Source organism: Acinetobacter sp. YH01024 (assembly GCF_013420195.1).
Classification (GTDB): Bacteria; Pseudomonadota; Gammaproteobacteria; order Pseudomonadales; family Moraxellaceae; genus Acinetobacter; species Acinetobacter amyesii.
This window is the reverse complement of sequence record NZ_VOYQ01000031.1, coordinates 1-24,061: the sequence shown is the minus strand read 5'-3', so window position 1 is coordinate 24,061 and position 24,061 is coordinate 1. Positions and strand designations below refer to the sequence as shown.

The 24,061-nt window shown below is 40.4% G+C and carries 20 protein-coding genes, 2 tRNA genes and 1 pseudogene; 12 read left to right on the top strand and 11 right to left on the bottom strand.

The features are described 5' to 3' along the window. Window positions 1-21: 21 nt before the first annotated feature. Window positions 22-612, top strand: coding sequence for a DUF4112 domain-containing protein (locus FTT88_RS12430; RefSeq protein WP_180173978.1), 591 nt, complete (start codon window positions 22-24; stop codon window positions 610-612). 149 nt (window positions 613-761) lie between these two features. On the opposite strand, the gene htpX is transcribed toward FTT88_RS12430, so the two are convergent. Further along, window positions 762-1,667 carry a protease HtpX gene (gene htpX / locus FTT88_RS12425; protein WP_078190437.1) on the bottom strand — a complete coding sequence of 302 codons (906 nt, stop codon included), beginning with the start codon at window positions 1,665-1,667 and terminating at the stop codon, window positions 762-764. Between the two features lie 133 nt (window positions 1,668-1,800). Next, window positions 1,801-2,667, bottom strand: a complete 867-nt coding sequence (locus FTT88_RS12420; RefSeq protein WP_180116880.1) for a lytic transglycosylase domain-containing protein — start codon at window positions 2,665-2,667, stop codon at window positions 1,801-1,803. 500 nt (window positions 2,668-3,167) lie between these two features. Between FTT88_RS12420 and ttcA the strand changes: the two genes are divergently transcribed. Further along, window positions 3,168-4,097, top strand: a complete 930-nt coding sequence (gene ttcA / locus FTT88_RS12415) for a tRNA 2-thiocytidine(32) synthetase TtcA (protein WP_078190435.1) — start codon at window positions 3,168-3,170, stop codon at window positions 4,095-4,097. A gap of 222 nt (window positions 4,098-4,319) precedes the next feature. Next, window positions 4,320-4,703 carry an SCP2 sterol-binding domain-containing protein gene (locus tag FTT88_RS12410; RefSeq protein WP_078190434.1) on the top strand — a complete coding sequence of 128 codons (384 nt, stop codon included), beginning with the start codon at window positions 4,320-4,322 and terminating at the stop codon, window positions 4,701-4,703. Between the two features lie 76 nt (window positions 4,704-4,779). On the opposite strand, the gene FTT88_RS12405 is transcribed toward FTT88_RS12410, so the two are convergent. Further along, the gene (locus FTT88_RS12405) at window positions 4,780-5,892 is read right to left on the bottom strand and encodes a transglycosylase SLT domain-containing protein (RefSeq protein ID WP_180008382.1); all 1,113 of its coding nucleotides are present in this window, start codon (window positions 5,890-5,892) and stop codon (window positions 4,780-4,782) included. A gap of 365 nt (window positions 5,893-6,257) precedes the next feature. On the opposite strand from FTT88_RS12405, the pseudogene greB reads away from it, so the two are divergent. From greB to epmA, 6 genes and pseudogenes are all read left to right on the top strand, one after another. Continuing rightward, window positions 6,258-6,751 (top strand): annotated as a pseudogene (gene greB, locus FTT88_RS12400) (transcription elongation factor GreB). A gap of 86 nt (window positions 6,752-6,837) precedes the next feature. Beyond that, window positions 6,838-6,927: transfer RNA gene (locus FTT88_RS12395), tRNA-Ser, on the top strand. 228 nt (window positions 6,928-7,155) lie between these two features. Continuing rightward, window positions 7,156-7,245, top strand: a tRNA-Ser gene (locus tag FTT88_RS12390). Window positions 7,246-7,410: 165 nt separating this feature from the next. Next, on the top strand, window positions 7,411-8,163 hold the full coding sequence (locus tag FTT88_RS12385) for a class II aldolase/adducin family protein (protein ID WP_180074387.1): 753 nt from the start codon (window positions 7,411-7,413) through the stop codon (window positions 8,161-8,163). A 115-nt stretch (window positions 8,164-8,278) separates the two neighbouring features. After that, complete coding sequence (locus FTT88_RS12380; RefSeq protein WP_180113920.1) at window positions 8,279-9,346, top strand: 4-phosphoerythronate dehydrogenase; 1,068 nt, start codon at window positions 8,279-8,281, stop codon at window positions 9,344-9,346. A gap of 5 nt (window positions 9,347-9,351) precedes the next feature. Next, window positions 9,352-10,320, top strand: a complete 969-nt coding sequence (gene epmA, locus FTT88_RS12375; RefSeq protein ID WP_373886704.1) for an EF-P lysine aminoacylase EpmA — start codon at window positions 9,352-9,354, stop codon at window positions 10,318-10,320. Window positions 10,321-10,455: 135 nt separating this feature from the next. On the opposite strand, the gene FTT88_RS12370 is transcribed toward epmA, so the two are convergent. The 7 genes from FTT88_RS12370 to ahcY all read right to left on the bottom strand — a co-directional run bounded on the left by FTT88_RS12370 (window position 10,456) and on the right by ahcY (window position 21,051). Continuing rightward, window positions 10,456-10,929: a hypothetical protein gene (locus FTT88_RS12370; RefSeq protein WP_111883903.1), complete on the bottom strand. Its 474-nt coding sequence runs from the start codon at window positions 10,927-10,929 to the stop codon at window positions 10,456-10,458. A gap of 161 nt (window positions 10,930-11,090) precedes the next feature. Next, on the bottom strand, window positions 11,091-12,332 hold the full coding sequence (locus tag FTT88_RS12365) for a multifunctional CCA addition/repair protein (protein WP_180173976.1): 1,242 nt from the start codon (window positions 12,330-12,332) through the stop codon (window positions 11,091-11,093). 81 nt (window positions 12,333-12,413) lie between these two features. After that, entirely contained in the window at window positions 12,414-14,693 is a 2,280-nt protein-coding gene (locus FTT88_RS12360) for an NADP-dependent malic enzyme (RefSeq protein ID WP_180173975.1), read from the bottom strand. A 140-nt stretch (window positions 14,694-14,833) separates the two neighbouring features. After that, window positions 14,834-17,710, bottom strand: coding sequence for an EAL domain-containing protein (locus tag FTT88_RS12355; RefSeq protein ID WP_180173974.1), 2,877 nt, complete (start codon window positions 17,708-17,710; stop codon window positions 14,834-14,836). Window positions 17,711-17,893: 183 nt separating this feature from the next. After that, complete coding sequence (locus tag FTT88_RS12350; protein WP_180173973.1) at window positions 17,894-18,607, bottom strand: 16S rRNA (uracil(1498)-N(3))-methyltransferase; 714 nt, start codon at window positions 18,605-18,607, stop codon at window positions 17,894-17,896. A gap of 32 nt (window positions 18,608-18,639) precedes the next feature. Further along, the gene (metF, locus tag FTT88_RS12345) at window positions 18,640-19,476 is read right to left on the bottom strand and encodes a methylenetetrahydrofolate reductase [NAD(P)H] (protein WP_180008362.1); all 837 of its coding nucleotides are present in this window, start codon (window positions 19,474-19,476) and stop codon (window positions 18,640-18,642) included. Window positions 19,477-19,668: 192 nt separating this feature from the next. Further along, window positions 19,669-21,051, bottom strand: coding sequence for an adenosylhomocysteinase (gene ahcY, locus FTT88_RS12340; RefSeq protein ID WP_078192086.1), 1,383 nt, complete (start codon window positions 21,049-21,051; stop codon window positions 19,669-19,671). Between the two features lie 236 nt (window positions 21,052-21,287). Between ahcY and FTT88_RS12335 the strand changes: the two genes are divergently transcribed. From FTT88_RS12335 to FTT88_RS12325, 3 genes are all read left to right on the top strand, one after another. Beyond that, a complete protein-coding gene (locus tag FTT88_RS12335) occupies window positions 21,288-21,590 on the top strand; it encodes a hypothetical protein (protein WP_180026682.1) in 303 nt (100 codons plus the stop codon). Between the two features lie 33 nt (window positions 21,591-21,623). Next, complete coding sequence (locus FTT88_RS12330) at window positions 21,624-22,571, top strand: DUF4424 family protein (RefSeq protein WP_180026683.1); 948 nt, start codon at window positions 21,624-21,626, stop codon at window positions 22,569-22,571. Window positions 22,572-22,636: 65 nt separating this feature from the next. Then, a complete protein-coding gene (locus FTT88_RS12325; RefSeq protein ID WP_180173972.1) occupies window positions 22,637-23,161 on the top strand; it encodes a cysteine peptidase family C39 domain-containing protein in 525 nt (174 codons plus the stop codon). A 64-nt stretch (window positions 23,162-23,225) separates the two neighbouring features. Here the strand turns inward: FTT88_RS12325 and FTT88_RS12320 are convergent, their stop codons facing one another. Beyond that, complete coding sequence (locus FTT88_RS12320) at window positions 23,226-23,738, bottom strand: tetratricopeptide repeat protein (protein WP_168378278.1); 513 nt, start codon at window positions 23,736-23,738, stop codon at window positions 23,226-23,228. Window positions 23,739-24,061: the final 323 nt, after the last annotated feature.

Sequence of the window (24,061 nt, the reverse complement as noted above, 5' to 3'; positions counted from 1 at the left end):
ACGGTTTTTATTGGATAAAACATGACTGAACCATTAAAACAAAAAATGTCAAAGCAAGAAGTCATTCGTCTTGAACGCGATCTCGCAAAGTTTGCCAATATGATGGACTCCGTGGTTCGGATTCCATTTACTCGACAAGGGGTAGGTGCGGACGCAGCGTTGAGTACCATTCCCGTAGCTGGTGATATCGCAGGATTTGTCTTGACCTGTTATGCCGTCTATAAAGCCAAACAGATTGGCGTACCACAAGCCAAATTAAATGGTGTGATGAAACTCGCAGTTATAGATGCTGTCGTGGGGTTTATTCCTGTTGCAGGGACGATCTTTGATGTGTTTATTCGACCGAGCCGTAAAGCTTTAGATGTTGTACATGCGCACATTCGTGAAGAATATCAAATCAGTACAGATCAACATGTGGTACATCCGTTTTTACATGAAAAATTAGAACAGAAACAACAGCAATCTGCTTTTTGGCGCAACCCTGTGGTTGCATGGATATGGATCCATATCCCAGATATACTCGGGATGATTTTCTTATTAGTCTTTATCTTTGCAATTTATATGGGTGGTTCATTGCTTTGGCAATGGTTAAAGGCCAATGGGGTATTGTAGAGAGAAATGCACTGTTGCTTGAGCGCGATCAATGAAAGGCTATTCAACTGAAAAGTGATTGATAAAACGGTAAACGCTCTGAGAAAAATTAGACTCAATAAAAAAGCCTCCATAGGGAGGCTTTTTTACGACTTACATCAGATGCTGAATTATGGGCAATCTAATTGTTGTAAAGCCGCAACACGTTGTTCAATCGTTGGGTGTGTTTGGAACAATGCAGCTAAGCTGAAACCTTGTTCTTGACCCGCAGAAATAGCAAAGGCTTTCATTTCTTTTGGCATTTGATCTGGCATTTCAGATTCTGCTTGTAAACGTAATAGGGCAGAAATCATCGCTTGTTTACCTGCTAGACGCGCACCAGCTTCATCGGCACGGTATTCACGGTAGCGAGAGAACCACATCACAATGGCAGACGCTGCGATACCAAAGACAATATCTAATACAATCGTAATGACGAAGTATGCGATACCCGGTGCTTCACCATCTTCACGACCGAAGACATTACGGTCGATAAAGTCACCTGCTACACGCGCAAAGAACATCACAAAGGCGTTGACTACACCTTGCACCAATGCAAGGGTTACCATGTCACCATTGGCTACGTGACCAATTTCGTGAGCGAGTACGGCACGGAGTTCATCTTTGTTCATACGCTCAAGTAGACCGGTAGAAACCGCCACTAAAGCATCATTTTTGTTCCAGCCTGTTGCAAAGGCATTTGACTGGTACGATGGGAAAATACCCACTTCTGGCATTTTGATACCAGAACGTTGTGCTAGTTGCGCAACTTCGTTGAGTAACCATGCTTCAGCTTGGCTACGTGGTGCATTAGGGTCAATCAGCTCTGTACCCGTGGTTTTTTTCGCCATCCATTTTGACATGAATAGTGAGATCATCGAACCCACCATACCGAACACAAAACAGATTACGAGCAAGTTGCCTAAGTTTAAGCCGCCTGCACCGTGGTAACTACCGACACCGAAGAGTGACAAGATTATGCCAGCTACAACCAGTACCGCGAGGTTGGTCAGCAAGAACAAACCAATCCGCATCATTGGGTAAATCCTCTTATTATAGAAAAATGATCTGATTTACAAATAAAAATCATTAAACTCAATATGAGGTGAAAGTCTTAAAATTTCAAGGAAAAATTAGTAAAACAGATGCAATTTTACAAAATCAGTGATTTTATTCATTGAAATAAATGCGTGCTGAGGCAGACGCATTTGCTGTCGCAAATGAACCTGACGGTGCATCGGTAAAACTACCATTGTCTGTTTGAATAATTTGACGTGCCGGTGACTTGGCAACAGCAGGGGCAGCAGCATGATAATTGTCCGAACTGGCAATAATCCGACCACTATTTGTTGAAGTGCTATTTGAACTGCTCGAACCCGATACACTTAAACTACCAGCATATAGGTTGCTGTAGCGGCTAGTGACACGGCGGACATAGTCTTGAGTTTCACGAAAAGGAGGGATGCCACCATATTTTGCGACATTGCCTTCACCTGCGTTATAACCAGCTAAGGCAAGTGAGGTGTTGCCATTAAAACGTTTCAGTAGCCAAGATAAATAGCGCGCACCAGCCATAATGTTCTGATGTGGATCATAAGCATTTGATACATTGAAGCGACGTGCTGTAGCAGGCATGAGTTGCATTAAACCTTGCGCACCGACAGGGGAGCGTGCATTGGTGTTAAAACCAGATTCGGTATGCATCACCGCTTTGATCAGACCTTCGGAAACACCATGTTGGGCCGCGGCTTGTTTAATAATATTGTCAAAGGCATTTTTATTACGGCTATAGCTTGGCAAAACAGACGCTTCATTTGAGCCCCAGTTACTATAACTATGGATATTACTGTCCGGATAGTAGGTTTTTTTCTCGACTTTCAGATTGCTATAACGGCCTTGCTTATTGGTCAGTAGCGTCGTGCCATTACTTTCACGCAATTGATAGATTGTTTGGCCAGCAAAAATGCTCGGTGCAGCTAAACTGATAGCCACACATCCACTTAATAACAGCCCCAAAGTCCAAGTATTGTTTTTCATTTTATTGTGAAGAAAAAAATTCTGTCCCCAAACAGTTAAAATAGAGTTTATCAAAAAAAAATCAGATGAAAAGGCTTCGAGGGCTGATTTCTTCTTTACTTTGTAAAAATCAAGTCATTTTGATGATTCAATAATCAAAAAAAATATTTATTTTTTTTTAATGAGCATAACTTGACACATATAAAGTATTGATAAATAAGTAATAATAAATTGATCAAAAAATGATCAATTTAAATAGAAGCCTTAAAATAAGCGCAGCTCACCTTGTCAAGTCATTTAAAATCCACAAAGTTATCCACAGCTTTTGTGGACAACTGTGGAAAAGTCCAAAAGATAAGCGTTTCGCCTAAAAAATGAACTCGACCGTATAAAATAATGCGCTGAGGATGACGTGATCATGACAGTATTTTTAGTTTTTTCGGAAATTACATTCTTTTGATGCGAGAAGTCTGCGAATCGGATAAAATTGCGCGGTATTTTTTTTTAGGTTTAACTCGTCTATGTTCTCGCCAGTTGAGTCCGAACAAGGATTTAATTTCAAACCAGAACTACCAACTAGCTCTGCGTATTATCGTTTATTGAAAAAGCTACGCCGTCAGGTCGGTCATGCCATTCGTGATTTTAAAATGATCGAAGAGGGCGACAAGGTGATGGTCTGTATTTCAGGCGGTAAAGACAGTTATACCTTGCTCGACATTTTGTTGCAGTTTAAGCGTATCGCACCGATTAATTTTGATGTGGTTGCGGTCAACCTTGACCAAAAACAACCGGGTTTCCCTGAAGACGTATTGCCACGTTATTTAGAAGAAAACAAAATTCCGTATTACATCTTAGAAAAAGATACCTACAGTATTACCAAACGTTTAACCCCAGAAGGTAAAACGTATTGTGCAGTATGCTCACGTTTACGTCGTGGTTCGTTATACGGCTTTGCTCAAGAAATTGGGGCGACGAAAGTGGCTTTAGGTCATCATCGTGATGATATTTTGGCGACGTTCTTCTTGAACTTGTTCCATGGCGGTAGCTTAAAAGCCATGCCACCGAAATTATTGTCTTCTGATAAAAAGAACATTTTGATTCGTCCACTGGCTTATGTGGAAGAAAAAGACATTATCAAGTATGCAGAAATGCGTAAGTTCCCAATTATCCCATGTAACTTGTGTGGTTCACAGGAAAACTTACAACGTGCGATGCTAAATGACATGCTGCGTACTTGGGATAAAGAATTTCCAAAACGTTTACACAGTATTTTTGGCGCATTGCAAAATGTATCGCCTTCACAACTGGCAGACCGTGAGTTATTCGACTTTGAAGCCTTGGATGAACAACGCGAATTTGACTTCAAAAATAGCGAAAGTTGTTCAACTGAAGAAGGTGAGCCTGAAAGCAAACGCATTAATATGGTGAACTTAGGTTTTATGGCAGATTAAGCCGAAAACTTCATCACGCAAAAGGCATTCTACGGAATGCCTTTTTTATGCTTATGATTTTTCTCATTTTGTTGTTAAACAGTTAAATATTGAACGGTGCGTACAAAAAACTTTAGCCTTTTCGCAAATGATCATGCTATAACAAGCCTCAAGCAAAATATGCTTGCACTGATGTTGTCCGGAACGGCAACACACACGAACAAAATAAATTGAGGAAAGATCATGCCTGCTTTTTTAACTGATGATTGGTTTTCAACTGTAGAAACTCTGACAGCTCAAGCTGGTGATTTAAACTTACCACCTGCATTGGCTAATCTTGCAATTAACCTTGTGGTTGCTGACGCTGCAGGCAATACTGAATTGTCATTAGACGGTGGTGCAATTAAAAAAGGTTTATCTTCAAACGCGAAAACAACTTTGAACATGGATGCTGAAACTTTACGTAAAGTATTCCTTGAGTTTGATATGGCTGCAGCGATGCAAGCGTTTATGACGGGCAAAATAAAAGTACAAGGTGATATGTCACAATTGATGGCATTGCAAACTGCAAAACCAAGTACTGAACAAAAAGATTTATTCAAAAAAGTACTTGAGCAAACTGCTTAAGTCCAAAACGAAAAAAGCTTACCCGAAGGTAAGCTTTTTTTTGTGCGCTCACATGTAAATGTTAGATGGACACATATTAGATATTCACCAGTTGTGGTGTGGTTTTAATATGTTCCAAATAAGCACGAATACGCGTGACATATTGCACAGCTTGACGATAACGACCATTGCTGGCCTTGTTACGGTCTAGATAAGCATATAAATTCACCCACTTATTTGGGTTTTTACCCTGAGATTGGATGCGCTTTTGAATCTGACTTACAGCACCAGGACCCATGTTATAAGCCACTAAGGCATACCAATTACGATCTGGGTATGGAATGTTACTATAACGGTTTAACATTTGGTCATAGTACTTTGCACCACCTTGAATGCTTTGAGTCGCATCTGTACGGTTGCTCACACCCATGGCTTTTGCTGTACTGTTGGTCAGCATCATAATGCCACGAACACCCGTTGGGGATACCGAGTCAGGTTTGAGGTAAGACTCTTGATAACCAATCGCTGCCAATAAATGCCAGTCTAGATCGTATTGCTTGGCTGTGTTTTTAAAACTTGCCTTATAGATCGGCATACGTTTACTTAAATCACGTTGAATCACATTCCAAGAATCTTGTTTGACCACATTACGGTTGTAGAATGATGCCAACTGTCCAATTGCGCCATTTTGTTTGGCACGGCAAATAAAACCACTAGCGGTTTGGCTGAGTGGATCATCTGCATTTTTAAATACCCAGTTTAAGTTGCTGTTTAAACCATTCTTTTTTAAAGAAACGGTATCACCACAACTGGCTGAAAATGACGTCAAATGCTTGGCTTCAATGGTACTCATTTCGGCAGTGGTCATAGCAAAATTGGCTTGACCTTTGGCAACCATTTTTAAAGCAGTGGCATTGTCATTCACTGTTTTAAAATCTAATTGGACATTTAAACTTTCTGCATAGTTACGTGCAAGGTCGTAACCAAAACCATGTCGATGTTTACCATCCTGAAAAACAATATCAGGATTGGCAACGGCAACAACAGTGAGTTTATTACTGTTGACGACAGCATCATATTGATGAGCTGTTTTGCTGGCATTAATACTGTGAAAAGGAATTAAGACAGTACTGAGTGCAAGCGCTTTAAATGGGAGAGAGTTAAAAGAGTTAAGGCAAAGCCTCGACCCAGAAGTTGAACTACTGTGCATGTTGTCTCCGCTACAAGTAATTTATGCCCTAAAAAGCAAAGGCAAACACGCCTCAGACTTTTTCAAGTTTGATAAATTCAATAAGGGTTGGGCAGTCATGACGTCATTCAAAAATGACTAGGGGTTTTCGGGAAATGTGTAGAAAATCTACACTGGATAAAAATTAAACAAGCCTAAAAGATGTGCGCATAATAATAAGCAAAAAAATACTTGTCAAATTTTGTACGAAAAAATATTAAAATATGTAACATAAATAATTGATTTTGTTTACGAATAAATTTTATATACTTTGCCTGTGTAGAAATGGAGGATAAAATAGGCATGTTTTGTAAAAATCAGCGCTTGCTCAAGGCCGAAAAATCATCATGAAATCTAACTTAATTACCCGTGGTGGACACGATTTATTGGTCGCTGAACTTCAACATTTATGGCATGAAGAACGACCTGAAATTACCAAAAAAGTGAACTGGGCGGCCAGTCTTGGCGACCGTTCGGAAAACGCGGATTATAATATAATAAGCAATTGTTACGCAAAATTGACCGACGTGTACGCTATTTGGGAAAACGTTTGGAGGAGCTACGTATTATCGATTATTCACCCGAACAAAAAGGGAAAGTCTATTTTGGGGCGTGGGTCGATATTGAAAATGATGAAGGCGAACAAAAAACGTTAAGGATCGTGGGGGTAGATGAAATTTATGATCATCATCCACAGCATATCTCAATTGATTCACCTATGGCTCGAGCACTCCTGTCCAAGCAAGTGGATGATGAGGTCGAAGTCCTGACCCCACTGGGAAAAAAATGTTGGTATATCAATTCAATTCGTTATGAAATGGGCGAAAGTACTGAAAAATAACAAACTGCTCTTATTTTGTTCAATTGGACGTGTTTTTTACAAAATAATTTGCCATTGCTGAAATTTATTTATATGATGGCGGCCATGGAAGCGTGGCAGAGCGGTTTAATGCACCGGTCTTGAAAACCGACGAGGGCGCGAGTCCTCCGTGAGTTCGAATCTCACCGCTTCCGCCAAATTCAAAAACCCTGATGTTTTAACATCAGGGTTTTTTTATATGCGTAAATTGAGGCAATGTAATTAGCTATGATCTTAAGTTAGTATATATTGATTGAGCATCTGTTTTTCAGCTCTAAGCCAAAATTTTACAATCGCCTAAATTTTGTATGAACGATTCGCCAAGTGTTCAAAATGAGGCAAAATAATTTGCCAATCTGAATTTTTATTTATATGATAGCGGCCATGGAAGCGTGGCAGAGCGGTTTAATGCACCGGTCTTGAAAACCGACGAGGGCGCGAGTCCTCCGTGAGTTCGAATCTCACCGCTTCCGCCATATTCAAAAACCCCAATGTTTTACTTTGGGGTTTTTTTATTGCCTAAATTTTTGAATAGTTTTTTTCTACAGGCGAAGTTGATATACAGCATGAATATGACATGCTATTAATTATTCACAATAAACAGAAAACAAGATTAATCGATTTAGAAAAGGAATTCATCCATGCAAAAACCAGAGCTTATTCATGAACTGGAATGGCAAGCGCGTTGTCAATTGGCGGCACTGTATCGCTTGGTGGCTTATTATAAAATGACCGACTTAATTGATACCCATATCAGCCTGCGTTTAGGTCATGAACCTGAGCATTTTTTGATTAATCGCTATGGTGTGACCTTTGACAAAATGACAGCTTCTGATTTGGTCAAAATTGATCATGAAGGAAAAATTATTGAAACTTATGATGCAGGGAAGATGGTGAATGTCGCCGGCTTTGTAATTCATTCGGCCTTACATCATGCGCGTGCAAATATTAATTGCGTTATTCATACGCATACTGCAGATGGCGTGGCAGTTTCTGCACAGGAACATGGATTATTGCCAATCTCACAACATGCGTTAAAGTTCTATCAGAACATTGCTTATCATGAATATGAGGGTATTGCCTTTTCAACTGAAGAGCGTGAAAGACTGGTACAAGATATGGGGCATTATCGTTGCATGATTTTACGCAATCACGGCTTGCTTGCGACTGGAGATAGTGTGGCACGGGCATTTCATGAAATTTACTTTTTAGAACGGGCTTGTCAAATTCAAGTAAAAGCGTTGTCGAGTGCTACATTGCATTATCCGAGTCCGAAGGTTTGTGAACATACGTTGCAGCAGTTTGAAAATCCGATGGCCGAGCCCATTATTCAAGCGGCTTGGCAGGCGGCCTTGTCTTTAATTGAAGATCAGCACTCAGATTATTGTCGTTAATATAATTTTCTATCATTTAGCTTATAAAAAAATGGCGCTATGCTTTATGTGCAGAAGAATAGTCATGGCATGAGCAACGCGTTATCATGTTCGTAGTGGAATTATGAGATGAACTATGAAAATCGTTGCAGATGAAAATCTGGCATTTACTGAGTATTTTTTTACCGAATTTGGTGAAATAAAGCAAGCGGCAGGTCGAACATTGACCCATGAGGATGTCAAAGAAGCCGATGCATTATTGGTACGATCAGTGACTCAGGTAAATGCAGAATTAATTCAACAGACCGCACTCAAATTTGTCGGTAGTGCTACGATTGGAACAGATCATTTAGATATTAATGCTCTAGAAAAGCAGGGCATTGCTTGGTCAAATGCCGCAGGTTGTAATGCACAAGCGGTTGCTGAATATGTGATTACTGCATTGCTCTTCGTTAAACCTGAATTATTGAATGCAAATGAACAATTTACCTTGGGCATCGTTGGCTTAGGTAATGTCGGTTCACGTTTGGCCGTCATGGCAGAATTATTCGGTTGGAATGTCATTGGCTATGATCCATTTGTGCAATCTGATCATGTGAAACAAGTTGAATTTGCAGAACTGTTAAAAAAAGCAGATGCGATTAGTATCCATGTGCCACTAACTAAAGTGGGGGAATATCCAACCTATCATTTAATTAATGCTGCTGCACTTGCCGTTATGAAGCCTTCAGCGATTTTGATTAATTCCGCGCGTGGGCCCGTGGTCGAAGAAGCTGCCTTAATTGCCGATATTCAACAAACTCAGCGTAAAGTGGTCTTAGATGTTTTTGAACATGAGCCAGAGATTTCAGTAGCATTGTTGGATTTAATTTACGTGGTGACACCCCATATTGCAGGCTATAGCTTGGAAGGTAAAGCACGTGGCACACAGATGATCTATGAAGCATTCTGTCAAACTTTCAATCAACCGATAAATAAAGCTTTTGAAAGTCAGTTGCCCGTCTGTGAGCAGTATTTTACGGGTGCTGACTTTAAGACGGTATTACAGCGTTATTTAAAAGATATTTATGACATCGCTCGTGATGATGCCAACTTACGTGCTTGCCTAAAAGACGGCAAGGTGGATCAAAAAGCCTTTGATTATTTACGTAAAACCTATCCTTTACGCCGTGAATGGGCTGCACATGGAGGCCCAGCAGCATGAGTCAAATGAACTTTCAACCGAGTTGTGAACTCACTGCACTTCGTGCACGTGCCACGATGTATGCTCAAATTCGCCAGTTTTTTGCGGCACGTGATGTACTAGAAGTGGAAACACCTGTGCTTTCTCAAGCGGGTGTCACCGATGTGCATTTAGCATCGGTACAGGCTCAGCGCCATGTGAATGGTCAAAAGCAAACGCATTATTTGCAAACTTCACCTGAATTTGCCATGAAACGTCTGTTGGCAAGTGGCAGTGGATCTATTTACCAAATCTGTAAAGTTTTCCGTGATGATGAACATGGACGTAAACACAACAGTGAATTCACCATGTTGGAATGGTACCGTCCGGGTTTTAGCTTAAAAGACTTGATGTTTGAAGTGACGGACTTATTGAATGAAACTTTGAAACAGCGCTTTGGTGAAGTTCGTCCAACTATTTTGAGCTATAAGCATGCCTTTATGGATCGTTTGGATTTGAACCCGTTACAAGCTTCTTTACAAGATCTGAAAGATTGCTGTCGTCGTGTGGGGCTAAGCTTAGATCTGGGTGAAGACCGTTTAGGCTATATCGATTTATTGTTCTCGCATTATGTTGAGCCGAGCCTCGGTTTTGATACGCCAGTGTTCCTTACAGATTTTCCACCGGAAATGGCTTCTTTGGCGAAAAACCGTGTGGACGAAGATGGTGAATTGGTTGCAGCACGATTTGAGCTGTATATCGAAGGTTTAGAGTTAGCAAATGCTTATGATGAACTGATTGATGCAGACGTTTTACGCCGTCGTTTTGAGGCGGATAATGCAGAGCGCGCTAAACTTGGCTTGCATGTGATGCCGATTGATGAATATTTGCTTGCTGCATTACCGTATATGAGTGAGTGTGCAGGTATAGCCTTAGGCATTGATCGATTGCTAATGGTGGCAACGAATCAGTTAAAACTTGAAAAAGTCATTAGTTTCCCAGCAGCTGTGTCATAAGTGAACTGAATAGCTGCTGTCTATAAATGCTTATACATTTTAGACAGCAGCATAGCTTTCAAATTTAAAAAGGCCTATCAACGTATAGATTGTGATTTAGCGATAATATGTCTAAATATTTATAAAAGATGCAATTTAATTACAGCAGAGTAGCTCAAATTTTATATAAATTATCAATGTCACAATAATAAAAAGAGTAATAAAGGCTATTTCAAGACCTTTATTTCTTTGAATTTTTTTATGATAGAAAACAATGCTGAGTGGGGAAAGAAAAAAGGAGACAATTATCGCCCACAGCCAGTTTAAATTTGGGCTTCTATCAATACTCCCGTCATTCTGTGTAGTCCAGTCTTGATGTGGATGAATAAAATCCACAGCAGCGCTCGCTAATAGAAAAATATTAATATAAAACATAACTCCCAAAACTATATAAAAAGGAATAGAGCTTATAAATGAACGCTTAATTATTAAGGAGCCTAGGGCTAACATTCCAAAAAATATCATGATGAGCTGTGGCAAACTTTTTAAAAGGGTTTGGGTAAAGCCCATCCCTACTAGGAGTCCGCAAAAGACAATAGCAATCAATATATTGGAAAGTTGTTTCTTCATTATTTTTATTCTTTTTACCAGTCTTAAATTGGGTTGAGTATCAGTATTTAATTTTCAGAGATGACACTAGATTATTTCAATTTTTCATTTATTTCAAAATACTTCGGCAGGCTTAACAGCAATGATGAAAGTCAATCCTCTCATTTCTGAGAGGATTTATTTTAAGCTGTAGGCGTGTTATGGCCGAGTTCATGCTTGAATTGTCCGATAGCTTCAATTCGTTTCTGAATCAACATTTCACCAATATCAGGGCCTTTCACATCTGAAGGTAAGTCAGAAGCCTTAATATTACGAACCACCTGCATGGCATCTAAAACGTATTGAGCTTGTGGATAGGCGCGATCCTCTAAACCTAAGCGACCACGTGAATCACATTCACAGGCTTGTACAAAGGCCTCTACGCGTTCAGGACGGCGTAGCACATCCATACGTTGTAACAGGCGCCACAAGGTACCCGGTTTTAAACTCAAGGCTTGATGGCATTTTAAATGCTCTTTACACACTGAGATGGCCAATTGTTTGGTATTGGTGGGAACACGCATACGGTCACAGACATCAGTAACTGGTTTTACACCACGCTCTTCATGCATGATATGGCGTGGTAACTCATCTACTGGAGTAAGTGCTTTGCCTAAGTCGTGTACCAGTACAGCAAAACGAACATCCAAAGAATAATTTGCACGACACGCTTGTTGTAGCGACATCATGGTATGAATACCACAGTCTATTTCAGGGTGATATTCAGGACGCTGTGGAATACCGTATAACGCATCAATTTCAGGGAATAAGACTTTTAAAGCACCACAGGCTCTTAAGACTTCAAAATACTCATCTGCGTGGTCTTCCATTAATGCACGGGATGTTTCCTTCCATACACGTTCAGGTGTAAGGGCTTCAAGCTCACCCGATTGAGCAAGCTCTTGCATCAGCGCAAGTGTTTCATCAGCCACTTTAAAACCTAAAGCTTTATAACGTGCCGCAAATCGTGCAATCCGCAGAACTCGCAAAGGATCTTCGACGAAGGCATCAGACACATGGCGAAGGATGCGTCGCTCTAAATCTTGTTGACCATGGTAGGGATCATAAATCTGACCTGCATCATCCATGGCAATCGCATTGATCGTGAGGTCACGTCGAATGAGATCTTGTTCGAGTGTGACATTGACGTCGGTATAAAATTCAAAGCCATGATACCCATGTCCAGACTTACGTTCTGTACGGGCTAAGGCATATTCGTCTTTGGTCTCTGGATGAAGAAAAACAGGGAAATCTTTACCCACAGGTTGATAACCTTGAGCAAGTAATTGTTCCGGCGTTGCACCGACAACGACATAATCTTTTTCGTGATAGGGGTGCCCGAGCAAGTGATCTCGAACTGCACCGCCTACTAAATAAACTTGCATGAAAAAACCTCTATTCTTAGAGCAATCATGCTACAGAACAGAGGTTTTCTCAAGTCACAAAGTGTGTTCAAGTCAACTAAATTAGAGTGCTAATTTTTCGTTTTCTTGAATCTCTGCAACTGTTAATGCAGTCATATTCACTAAACGGCGAGTTGTCGCTGTTGGTGTTAAAATATGAACAGGTTTTGCAGCACCCAAAAGAATTGGGCCAATCGTCACGTTACTACCCGATGTTGATTTCAACAAGTTGAACGAAATGTTCGCTGCATCCAGATTCGGCATAATCAGCAAGTTCGCAGAACCTTTAAAACGTGAGTTCGGGTATGCAAAATGACGAATATTTTCATCCAATGCAGCATCACCATGCATTTCACCTTCAACTTCAAGTTCAGGTGCAATTTCTGACAAAATATCATAAACCTTACGCATTTTTTGTGCGCTAGGATCATTTTGGTCAGAACCGAAACTTGAGTGAGAAAGCAATGCTACACGCGGCGTAATACCAAAACGGCGTACTTCTTCAGCCGCTAAAATAGTCATTTCAGCCAACTGTTCAGCTGTTGGATTACGGTTAATGTAAGTATCAGCAATAAACAAGTTACGGTCTTCAAGCATCAATGCATTCAGCGTAAAGAAGTTATTGCGGCCTTCTTTTAGTCCAATCACATTGCTGACAAAGTCTAAGTGAATGTCATAGCTAGAATAAGTACCACATAACATACCGTCAGCTACACCATGACGAACCAACATTGCCGCGATAAGTGTTGAACGACGACGTGCTTCACGCTGAGCATATTCAGGCGTTACACCTTTACGTTGCATGATGCTGTAGTAATCGTCAGCAAACTTATCATAATCAGGGTTTTTCTCTTGATCGACGATAGTGATGTTCACGCCGTCTTCAAGACGTAGACCTAATTTTTTGATGTTTGCTTCAATGACTGCAGGACGGCCTACAAGAATTGGTTTTGCTAAACCTTCATCAACAGCAATTTGTACTGCGCGAAGTACACGTAAATCTTCACCTTCAGCATATGCAATACGTTTTGGATCAGTTTTCGCTTGCGCAAAAATTGGTTTCATCATGAATGCAGAGTTATAAACAAACTCAGACAAACGTTGACGATACGCAGAGAAGTCTTGAATTGGACGAGTTGCAACACCTGAATCCATCGCTGCTTGTGCAATTGCGGGTGCAATCTCAAGAATCAAACGTTGATCTAATGGGCGCGGAATGAGGTAATCACGACCAAATGAAGCAGATTTTTCACCATACGATGCAGCGTCTGCTTCAACATGCGCCATGCGAGCAATCGCATGTACACAAGCAATCTTCATTTCTTCATTAATCGTGGTTGCACCAACATCGAGTGCGCCACGGAAGATATAAGGGAAGCAAAGGGCATTGTTTACTTGGTTTGGATAGTCTGAACGACCAGTTGCCATAATCACGTCTGGACGTGCTTCATGTGCATGTTCAGGAAGAATTTCAGGGTCAGGGTTAGCAAGGGCAAAGATGATCGGATCTTTCGCCATGACTTTAACCATTTCTTTGGTTAAAATACCTGCTGCAGAAAGACCAAGGAACATGTCCGCACCTTCCATTACATCAGTAAGCTGAGAGCCTTCGATGTCTTGAACGTATGCCTTTTTCGACTCATCCAAGCCTTCACGTTTAGTCGTCAATAAACCGCGTGAATCTGCCACAACGATGTTTTCTTTTTTTACGCCAAGTGCGCAAAGTAAGTTCAAACATGAAAGGGCAGCAGCACCTGCGCCAGAAGCGACAATTTTGATTTCTTCAATTTTTTTGCCATTGAGTTGAAGTGCATTCAGTAATGCAGAACCCACAATGATCGATGTACCGTGTTGGTCATCATGGAACACAGGAATATTCATGCGTTCACGAAGTTTTTGCTCGATGTAGAAACACTCTGGGGCCTTGATGTCTTCAAGGTTGATACCACCGAAAGTTGGTTCTAATGCTGCAACGATATCTACGATTTTGTCTGGATCGTTTTCAGCAATTTCAATGTCAAAAACATCAACACCAGCGAATTTTTTGAATAGAACGCCTTTACCTTCCATAACAGGTTTTGACGCTAAAGGACCAATGTTACCTAAGCCTAGTACGGCTGTACCGTTACTGACTACAGCAACAAGATTACCGCGCGCTGTGTAAAGTGCAGCAGTAGATGGGTCGCGTTCAATTTCTAAACAAGGTGCAGCGACACCTGGCGAGTATGCGAGGGCTAAATCGTGTTGGTTGACCAATTGTTTGCTTGGTGTAACGCTGATTTTCCCCGGAGTTGGAAATTCGTGATAATACAAAGCCTGCTGTTTTAAAGATTGATCGTCCATCTGTATCTCGATTGTGTTTTGTTTATCCAATATAAAGCTGCAATGCTTGCTTTATCCGCTTGAATATAACATTAGTTGCACAATTGGGACAGTCGAAGTCGCGTCTTTTTCAGACAATCTTATAGCTCAGGCATAGTGACTTATATTAAGTAAGTATAAGCAGGCGAAGAGATATTATTTTCAAGGAACACGGTTGCCTCTTCTTGTGGCAGTGGCTTAGAGAAAAAATAGCCTTGAGCAATGTCACATTCTAAGTCTTGTAGATACTGTAACTGCTGTTCAGTTTCAATCCCTTCAGCGACTACCGTCATGCCCATCGCTTTACCCATGGCAATCATGGCACTAACGATGGCCAATTGTTTATTTTCACCAATTTTAGAGATAAAACTGCGGTCTATTTTTAAGATATCAATTGGAAAATCAGCTAGATAGGATAGAGAAGAATAGCCCGTACCAAAGTCATCAAGTGAAATATTGATTTTACGTTTTTTGATTTCGTTTAACAGTTCACGTACTGAATCTAGATTTTCGACCAAAGAAGATTCAGTAATTTCCAGTTCCAGACTAGCACCATCAATTTGATTGGCATCAATCGCTTCATCAAGATCATTTAACAATTGTCCACGGCGCAGTTGCTGCGCGACAATATTGACAGATACACAAATATTTTGATAACCCAAATTGTTCCAAAAACGAATTTGCTGTGCGGTTTTTTGCAGGACAAAACGCCCGATATCCGAAATTAAACTGGTTTGTTCTGCTAGAGGAATAAATAAGCCTGGTGGTATTAAGCCTTTTTCAGGGTGATTCCAACGCACCAAGGCTTCAAAACCATAAATATTTTTATCACGGAAATTGATCTTCGGTTGGTAATACACCACCAACTCATTATTTTGAATGGCTTTACGCAAGTCGCGTTCCAAGAAGATCCCTTGCTCTAATAATGCGGTATTTTCATTGGAATAATAACGAGTGGTGTTGCCACCTAAATTTTTTGCTTCGCTCAGCGCTTGTTCTGCACAGTTATTTAGATAATCTAGCTGACGACCATGCTCAGGGTAGAACGCGACACCCATCGATAAAGTGATGACATGGTCTTGGCCAAAAATATTAAATGGAATGCTAAAGGCTTTATTGATGCGTTCACAATGCTCTTGTACTGAAGGGCGGATGTGCGAGATTTCATACACAATCGCAAAATCATCGCCATTTAAGTGTGCGACAAACAGAGCTTCGGCATTGGTTAGACGTAAACGCTGTGCGACTTGGCGTAACAGTTCGTCACCACCATTGTTGCTGAGATATTCATTTAATGGACGGAAACGGTCGATGTTTAAACGAATGACGGCCAACTGTTTAATCGAATCTTGCTGTGAAACTAAATATTGATGCAGTTGATAGTTGTAATAAAAACGGTTCGGCAAATCCGTTAAGGTGTCATAATTTTCTAAATAAGATAAACGTTGTTCTTGCAATTTACGTTCGGTCAGGTCTGAGACAATCCCGATATAATGGGTAACGCGGTTTTGATCATCAGTAATCGCATTAATATGCATCCATAGCGTCAGTTCTTTACCTGAAAGAAATTTTTCGTGCAACTCACCATCATATTCACCAATTTTCAGCACTTGTTTAATGATCGAGTAGTGCATACTGCGTTGAATTGATTTGTAATTTGCTGTGATATCAAATAGATGTTTGCCAATAATTTGGTCGTAGTTAAAGCCGGTTAATTGTTCGTAAAACGGATTGACTTCGATATAGCACAGCTCTTCATTTAAAATAAAAATCCCTTCAGCAGCTTGTTCGAGTACGCTGGCTGCAAGTTTTAAACGTTCTTGAGACGTCCGTTCTTGATGGATATCACGACGAATACCGACCATGCGCAAGGGCTTGCGGTTATCTGGATCGCGTTGAATGACTCGCCCAATATCATGTACCCAACTCCATTTTCCTTGACTGTTTTGAATCCGATAGGTGGCCTCATAACGGTCTTTAAATCCACGAAGATGTTGAATCATTGCTGATTTAAAATGAGGAATATCATCAGGATGGATCATATGTTGTAACTGTTGCTGATGCTCTTTCGAATGTCTAAGGGTTTTTTCTTGCTTATAGTTGGTGACAACGATTTTACGGTCTTTGATATTCCAATCCCAAGGACGTAAACCGGCGATTTCATGCGCAAGGACTAAATTGGCTTGTTGGTTTTCTAAATCCTTGTTCATTTGCTCAATGTCGAAGGTCCGTTCTTTGACTTTTTGTTCAAGGATTTGGTTACCTAGTTGTAATTGTAATTCGATGTCACGTGATTTGTTGACTTCATCTTGGAGCTGCTGACACAGTTCATCAGTCCATTTGACTTGTTGCTTGGCACTATCAACCAGTAGGTTGTTTTTTGCATGTAAGGTCGACACACGACGGTGAATCCGATATGACGTCATGGCGCACATTAGAATCACAATGAGCCCAAAATTAATACTCAGGCTAAATAAGTGATTTGAACCATCTAAGAAAAAGAACTGTGCAATCAGATAGGGCACGATAGACGGGATAAAGGCTAAACAAAAATAATTGAGTTTTTGCGTCAAATAGGTCAAACCAAAGGTTTGCGTCACGATCAAGAGTAGGGCAGAGAGCGTCAGGGCTTGAATTGGTTCAAAGCTTTGATTGGTCGCAGGCAAATAATAAAAAATTAAAAAAATACCGCTCGCAATCAGTGTGCCGACTGAAAAACACTGAAACTGTAGCCAACGATGCGCAATCATCAGTGAATATTGTTCAGGTTTAAAATAAACGGTGCTCATCAGCCAACATAAACTGACAAAAACTTCGGTAAAAATAAACCAAATATTGAAATATAAAGATGGCGATTTATAAAAAATTTGATATATCGAAAAAATATATAAGCAAATAATCAGGATACTGACTAAAAAATAGCGGCTATGGCGAATCGTGTTCGCAATTTGAGCAGTATGATTGTACTGCTTGATATATTCATCTTGTTTATACGTCATGAATATAAAAACCCTGCCTTAACTAAATCTAGATCGTTGTATTTGTATTGTTCCTGAGAATATTTGTTTATTCTTAGTAACAAATCATTTGTTTTTATTGACTCTAGGGTAATTGCGTTGCAAATAAAAAGCAATATCAAGGATGCCATCATTGATGCTTTCAGATGAACTATCGAGTAAAAATTAAATAAATTTATAATTTAAAATTGAAAGTGCAACTACAGGTGCAGTTTCTGTGCGAAGGACACGTTCACCGATACACCAGTTCACAAAACCTTTCTCATTTGCGGCGCTGATCTCGGCTTCGCTCAAGCCACCTTCAGGGCCAATCAGTAAGGCAAAGTACGGGTCAGCATCAGCTAATACATCAACTTCATCTTTATTGGGTGCGAGTACCAACTTGGTTGTCGGCAGATCACTTTCCAACCATTTTTCAAGGGAAAGTGGCGCAAGTACTTTAGGGACAATGTTGAGACCACACTGTTCGCAAGCTGCAATAGCAATGCCTTGCCAATGGTCGAGTTTCTTTTGATCACGATCGTACTTCAAACGCATTTCACAACGTTCTGAAGTGAGTAGTTGAATTTCAGAAACACCGAGTTCCACCGCTTTTTGAATCGCATAATCCATGCGGTCGCCTTTGCTCATCACTTGACCCAAGAGCGCTGTAAAATGTGGTGTGCGATTGCTTGGATTGAATTGCAAAACTTGGACGGCAGCCGACTTTTTAGCGATTTCAACCAATTCAACATGGTATTCGCCACCTTGCCCATTGAACAAAGTGGCTGTTTCGCCTACTTGAGCACGTAAAACTTTTACCCAGTGATGAAACACTGTTTCCGTTAATTCAACAGTCGTATCAACAGTTAAATCAGCTTCAATATAAAAACGTGGCATTAAAGTTTTACTCTCAAAAAGGTCGAAATGTCTTATGCTAGACCGAGGTCTTTCACAAGTTGGCGTGTAGGGTCAGTGGTGTTCATGGTATAGAAGTGCAAGCTTGGCGCACCACCAGCAATCAGGCGTTCGCAAAGTTTTACAATCACTTCATGACCAAAGGCTTTGATTGACGCTGTATCGTCGCCATAAGTCGCAAGCTGTTTGCGAATCCAGCGAGGAATTTCTGCACCTGTACCATCAGCAAAGCGGATTAAGTTGCTTGCATTGGTAATCGGCATAATGCCTGGCGCTACAGGAATGTTTACGCCTTCTTTTTGAATGCGCTCTACAAAGTAGAAGTATGCATCTGGGTTAAAGAAGAACTGTGTCAAAGCTGCATTTGCGCCCGCATTGGCTTTATCGCAGAAACGTTTGATGTCGAGATCAAAACTGTCTGCTTGAGGATGCATTTCAGGATAAGCTGCAACTTCAATTTTGAAGTGATCGCCTGTATGTTCACGGATGAAACGTACAAGGTCAGTTGCATAAGGTAATTCGCCTAAACCCACCTGACCTGAAGGCAAGTCACCGCGAAGCGCAACAATACGGTCAATACCTTGTGATTTATATAAATCCAGCAATTCAGCAATACGTGCTTTGCTATCACCAATACAAGACAGGTGAGGGGCAACCGGTGTGCCTTTACCGTTGAAATCATTCAATGTAGACAAAGTGCGTTCACGGGTAGAACCGCCTGCACCATATGTTACAGAGAAAAATTCAGGATTTAATAATTGAAGTTCTTGGTGTACAACTTTAAGTTTTTCCGCGCCCGCATCAGTTTTGGTCGGGAAAAACTCAAAGGAAATAGGAATCTGTTTTGACATGTTCAAATCCTTTTTTATAAATACTATTTGTTTACCCTATCCCTGACCTCTCCCAAAGGGAGAGGAGTATTCATTACTGAATTATGCAGGGTTAAACACCCAGCTTATTAAATTGATAAGATTTTAATCCTGAATACAATTTAACGAAGCTGTCACCCTCTCCCTCTGGGAGAGGGATGGGGTGAGGGTCAATTAATATTTATAAGCCTCAGCTTTGAACGGGCCTTCAACTTGAACACCGAGGTAATCCGCTTGTTCTTGAGTCAAAGTCGTTAATACGCCGCCGAAACCAGCAACCATTGCAGCAGCAACTTCTTCGTCTAATTTCTTAGGAATAAGTTCTACGCGGATTGCAGCTTGTTTTTGATCTTCAGGAAGATCAGCAAATTTTTCAGCGAACAAGTGCATTTGCCCCAACACTTGGTTAGCAAAAGAACCATCCATAATACGTGAAGGGTGACCTGTTGCATTACCAAGGTTCACTAAGCGGCCTTCTGAAAGAAGAATAAGGTAATCATTTTCATTTTCTGAACGATACACTTGGTGAACTTGTGGCTTAACTTCAACCCACTTATAACCACGTAAGTAATTTGTGTCGATTTCAGTATCGAAATGACCGATGTTACAAACTACAGCGCCAGCTTTTAATGAATCAAGCATTGCAGCGTCACATACGTGGTAGTTACCAGTTGTTGTTACGATCAAGTCAGTATTTTGAAGAAGGTCAAGGTTGATGTCTTCTTTCTTACCCGTTTGAATGCCATTTTTATACGGAGCAACAACTTCGAAACCGTCCATGCATGCTTGCATTGCACAGATAGGGTCAACTTCAGTGACACGTACAATCATGCCTTCTTGACGAAGTGATTGAGCAGAACCTTTACCTACGTCACCATAACCGATTACAAGTGCACGGCGGCCAGATAAAAGCATATCTGTACCACGTTTGATTGCATCGTTTAATGAGTGGCGGCAGCCGTATTTATTGTCATTTTTAGACTTGGTTACAGAGTCATTTACGTTAATCGCTGGAACTTTTAAAGTACCGTCGCGGTGCATTTCGTAAAGACGTTGAACACCTGTAGTGGTTTCTTCAGTAATACCGTGGATTTTTGCAATCACTTCTGGGTATTTTTCGTGAACAAGTGCAGTTAAGTCACCGCCATCATCCAGAATCATGTTGGCATCCCAAGGCGTACCATTCACATTAATTTGCTGTTCAAGACACCACATGTATTCTTCTTCAGTTTCGCCTTTCCAAGCAAATACAGGAATACCTGCAGCAGCGATTGCAGCAGCAGCGTGGTCTTGAGTAGAGAAGATGTTGCATGAAGTCCAGCGTACTTCTGCGCCCAATTCAACTAGAGTTTCAATTAAAACTGCAGTTTGAATAGTCATGTGGATACAGCCTAGGATTTTCGCGCCAGCAAGCGGTTTAGCCGCTGCATAGCGTTTGCGAAGACCCATTAGGGCTGGCATTTCTGCTTCTGCAAGTTTGATTTCTTTACGGCCGTAGTCAGCTAGTGAAATATCGGCAACTTTATAATCTGTAAATGAAGCATTAACCGCGTTCATCACGATCTCCTTAATAAAAACAATTGATCATTCAGTTCGCGGATGCCGTTGTTGATTGGAACGAGTATCCAACCGAATCGTCGAGCCTAGCGATCTTATATTTAGTGCCTATAAGAAAGTCGCAGCATCCCTCGACTAGGGCAGTATTGTACTTGGAAATAGAGTGAGTTCCAATCAAAAATTGGTTAATATGTAGATGAATAATCTGATAATAAAAAGATAATAACGTACATATCATGAATATATTAAAATTTAATATTTTCCTAGTTTTACTCGTATCTTCACAAGCTGTCTCAGCAAGGCGAGGCGACTTTTCACCACAAGATATTTTTTTTCTGCCTTTAATTTTGATTGGGGTTTTATCCTTATTTAAATTTTCAGGCTTTATTGAAAATTATACGAAAGGCTTAAATTTAACCTTTAGAGTAGTCATAAAAGTAGTGAGTTTTATTATTTTGATTGGCATCATTGCCCTTATAATTATCGGGATAGGGCTAATTTCTGAGTATATTCCTGAAAAATGGTCGATGATATTCTAGTGCAATTATAAATATAAAAATTGGAAGCTAATAATGAAAAAATTAACTGCATTCATATGCTTGTGTTTTTCAGCACTAACATATGCCAACGATTCAACAGGCTATGTGGCAACGGGAGGGGTGCAGTACCTTAAAAATAAAGACATTCAAATGTTCAGTGAAGACCTATTTATTAGTAAAAAAATGATCAAGGTCGATTATCAGTTCAAAAATTTAAGCAATAAAGACGTGACTGAAACCATACTCTTTCCACTGCCAAAAGTAGAAAACTTCTTTGAATCTGATTTTGCCAATACAGAAAAGCTGCTCAAAAGTTTTAAAGTTCAAGTGAATGGAAAAACGATTCAGCCTGAAATGCACGTGCGCACTTTTATTCAAAAAAATGAGAAAACAGCCCCGATTGATATGACTGAGAGTTTTAAGCAATGCGGATTTACGGAAAAAGACATGCTGAATCCGTGGAGCAGGCAAGATGTTGAATATAAAACTTTTGAGGCAAAGCTTAGAAACTGTAAAAATGCAGCGCTGCAAAAAGTATTGCCCAAAGATCCGAATGAAACCATTTCATGGTCGTCTCAGGTGATTTACAGTTGGAAGCAAACGTTTAAAGCCAATGCGCTCACACGTGTACAGCATCAATATGCACCGCTAGTGGGTGGGTCTGTGGCTTTATATCCTGATGAATATAATAAAAGTTATTGTATGGATCAAAACTTTAAGGCAGGACTCAGAAAGGCTAAATCACAGCATGCACCATTTCAAGCGCTGGGCTATATCTTAAAAACTGGTGCCAATTGGGCAAAGCCTATTCAAGATTTTAAACTGACTATCGAGCGTGATGCAGGAGAGTTGGTTTCTTTTTGCTGGGCAGGTAAAGTGAAGAAAATCAGCGCTACGCAGTTTCAAATGGTTGAAAAGAATTTTGTGCCCAAACAAGATTTGGACATTATTTTTGTGCATGTGAAATCAGGTCTGGATTAAAACTTGCAGGCAAAACTGCTGCGATTTGTTTATCATCGTCCATAAGCAATTTTGAGTTTTGATATATGTCGATGGAAATACCTGATGAGTTGGCAAATTTAGAAGCCAATGGCGGCATTTATGCAGTGTGGATGTTGCTGCAGCACTTAGGTATAGATGCAGACATTCAGCAGCTCATCGAAGTTTGCGCTTATGAAGCTGGCCATGGCACAACAACCATTGGTTTGGCTGTAGGACTGAAAAAGTTTGGCTTTCAAGTAAAGTTTTACACAGAGCATGATCCTGAGCTGCAAGACAGTGAAAAACGCAGCTATGCAGAAGCGGATCAATTGGAACTGTCTATATTACCTGCAATTGGCTATGCACAAATCCAGCAGGCTTTTGAACAAAATCAGTTTGTGATTGTCTATTACGACACCCTAGACGGAGTGGGGAATCATTCCTTGGTGTATGACATTGATGAGACAGAGATCAGTTTCTTTGACAGCTTTGATGCCATGCCAGCAGACGTATTTGAACAGCAGCGTGGTGCGGAAGGCATTTGCCGACAAGTCATTATTGTGGATGTAAATGATTATGTGGCGAGCTGAGCCATTTTGTTAAAAGCAAAAAGCCCATCATGAGATGGGCTTTATTTTTTAGAAAATAATTGGATTATTGCTCAGCCATATTGGCTTTTTCATTCCAAAAATCTGCTTTTTCTTCATCGGCGTCGATGCCTAATCCATTGGCATAAATAAAGGCTAAGTCACGCATGGCTTGAACTTCACCTAATTTTGCAGATTGTTCAACCAGTTCAATAGATTTAGTGATATCTTTTTCCACCACATCGCCGCGACGGTAAAAATTGGCCAATTCTAAAATTGCAGCAGGATGGTCATGTTTTGCTGCTTGTTCTAACCAGCGATGCGCATGTTCAAAATAGGTTTTAGATTCTTCAGGATCTTCTTCGAGCATATCTTTGGCATAGACTGCATAGCCTTCACCCAGCCAATACATTGCTTCTACATGACCTAACTGAGCTGCTTTGAGTGCCCATTCTTCTGCAAGTTCAACATGCTCATCATTTTCACTTTGCATATAAATTTCAGCCAGTTCAAATTGAGCATCTTTATTGCCTGCCATGGCACGGTTATATAAAGCAGGAGAGATCGAAAGTTCAGACATGTGTAATCCAAAAGAGCAGAATAGGCATAGCCTAATCGGTTGGCATGAAAAAAGCCAATCCGAAGATTGGCTTTCAATGTTTAGAGAATGTTTAGAGATCGTTGTCTAAAGAATTAAAATTTCAATAACACTGCTGACAATACAAATACGACAACCAATGCACCAATAATTTTCCAAAAATATTCAGCGATATAACTAGGGTCTGTTGACATTTGTTGATTAAAAAAATAGCGAGATAGTAAAATTAAATCGCCAAACCCAATTTTACACTCGCTATGCCTCGAACAATGCTAAATGATCAACACTGGTCCAAGTTACTTGCT